The organism is Microbacterium sp. ISL-103, from assembly GCF_018613995.1.
GTDB lineage: Bacteria > Actinomycetota > Actinomycetes > Actinomycetales > Microbacteriaceae > Microbacterium.
In genome coordinates this window covers 1-1,775 of record NZ_JAGGPD010000564.1, presented here as the reverse complement: position 1 = coordinate 1,775, position 1,775 = coordinate 1, and the positions used below count along the sequence as shown (strand labels likewise).

Here is a 1,775-nt window from a genome sequence, read left to right as displayed (position 1 = left end):
GGCGTCGGCAAGACGACCGTGCCCCTCGGCTTGGCCTCAGCGGCCTTCGCCCGTGGTGTCCGGACGCTCGTCGTCGACCTCGACCCTCAGTCCGATGTGTCCACGGGCATGGACATCCAGGTGGCTGGTCGGCTCAACATCGCCGATGTCCTGGCCAACCCCAAAGAGAAGGTGGTCCGTCAGGCGATCACCTCCAGCGGTTGGGCGAAGGTGCACCCCGGAACCATCGACGTGCTCATCGGCAGCCCGTCCGCGATCAACTTCGACGGTCCGCACCCGAGCGTCCGGGACGTGTGGAAGCTCGAAGAGGCTCTGGCAGCGGTCGAGGCCGATTACGACCTCGTGCTGATCGACTGCGCTCCCTCGCTGAACGCCCTCACCCGCACGGCGTGGGCGGCGAGCGACCGGGTGATGGTGGTCACCGAGCCCGGGCTGTTCTCCGTCGCGGCCGCCGACCGCGCACTGCGTGCGATCGAGGAGATCCGTCGCGGTCTCTCCCCCCGCCTGCAGCCGCTCGGCATCGTCGTCAACCGCGTGCGCCCGCAGTCGATCGAGCACCAGTTCCGCATCAAGGAGCTGCGCGACATGTTCGGCCCGCTCGTGCTCTCCCCTCAGCTGCCCGAGCGCACGTCGTTGCAGCAGGCTCAGGGTGCGGCGAAGCCGCTGCACATCTGGCCCGGCGATTCGGCCCAGGAACTCGCGTCCGACTTCGACCAGCTCCTCGACCGGATCATCCGCACCGGACGCATCCAGGTCGCTGACGCTCAGGCCTGAACGGCAGCACACAGCAGAACGGCCATCCTCTCGCGAGGGTGGCCGTTTCTTGTTACGTGCGCGACGCGGGGTCGCGAATGCTCAGGCGGATCGCTTGGTGCGACGAGCCGACAGCTCGTCCACCGGGTCCGGAGCCGTGGCGTCGAATGCGACCAGAGTCGACTCGACCTCGCGGAGCACCTTGCCGACGGCGATGCCGAACACGCCCTGACCGCGGCTCACCAGGTCGATGACCTCGTCGTTCGACGTGCAGAGGTAGACGGAGGCGCCATCACTCATGAGGGTGGTCCCTGCGAGATCGCGGATGCCGGCGCGACGCAGCTCATCGACCGCGGTGCGGATCTGCTGCAGTGAGATGCCGGTGTCGAGCAGGCTCTTGACGAGCTTCAGCACCAGGATGTCGCGAAAGCCGTAGAGACGCTGCGATCCTGAGCCGCTGGCACCGCGCACCGTGGGCTCTACGAGCTCGGTACGGGCCCAGTAGTCCAGCTGGCGGTAGGTGATGCCGGCAGCTCGCGCCGCGACAGCCCCTCGATAGCCGACCTCGTCGTCCATCGCCGGCAGACCGTCGGTGAAGAGGAGTTCGGTCGAGAACCGCGGGTCGCCTGCACGCTCATCCGCATTCATCTGAATTCCTCCCTGGAGCTGTTACCTCCACGCTAGAGCAGCCCTCGGGCACCGGCAATGACATCCGTGCGACACCGAAGGTGTGTCGCAATCAGTTCGTTACGAAAGCAGCCGCGTGAGAGCGTCTTTGACGAAGAGCGAGCGCACTTCGTCGATCTTCGCCGCCAGAGTCGGAGCCATCTCGCTGGCCTTCGCCCTCGACGCGGCATCCGTCCGACGCAGCAGCGCAGACATCGCGGACTCGATCAGCGCGACCTCTCGATCGGCGCCCTGGCGCAGAGAACGAAGGTGGCGCGGCTCGATGCCGTGCCGATCGAGGGCGACGAGTCCGCGCAGCAGCGTGACGGTCGCCCCGGAGTAGTTCTCCTGTGCGG

General features: G+C 67.2%; 2 protein-coding genes and 1 pseudogene. 1 reads left to right on the top strand and 2 read right to left on the bottom strand.

The window, feature by feature from the left end:
- A partial coding sequence (locus J7E68_RS17880; RefSeq protein ID WP_251049121.1) for a ParA family protein occupies positions 1-774 on the top strand: 774 nt, incomplete at its 5' end.
- Positions 775-855: 81 nt separating this feature from the next.
- Here J7E68_RS17880 and J7E68_RS17875 read toward each other — a convergent pair.
- Positions 856-1,401 carry a MerR family transcriptional regulator gene (locus J7E68_RS17875; protein WP_215174874.1) on the bottom strand — a complete coding sequence of 182 codons (546 nt, stop codon included), beginning with the start codon at positions 1,399-1,401 and terminating at the stop codon, positions 856-858.
- A gap of 99 nt (positions 1,402-1,500) precedes the next feature.
- Positions 1,501-1,775, bottom strand: a pseudogene (locus J7E68_RS17870) (MerR family transcriptional regulator); the annotation flags it as partial.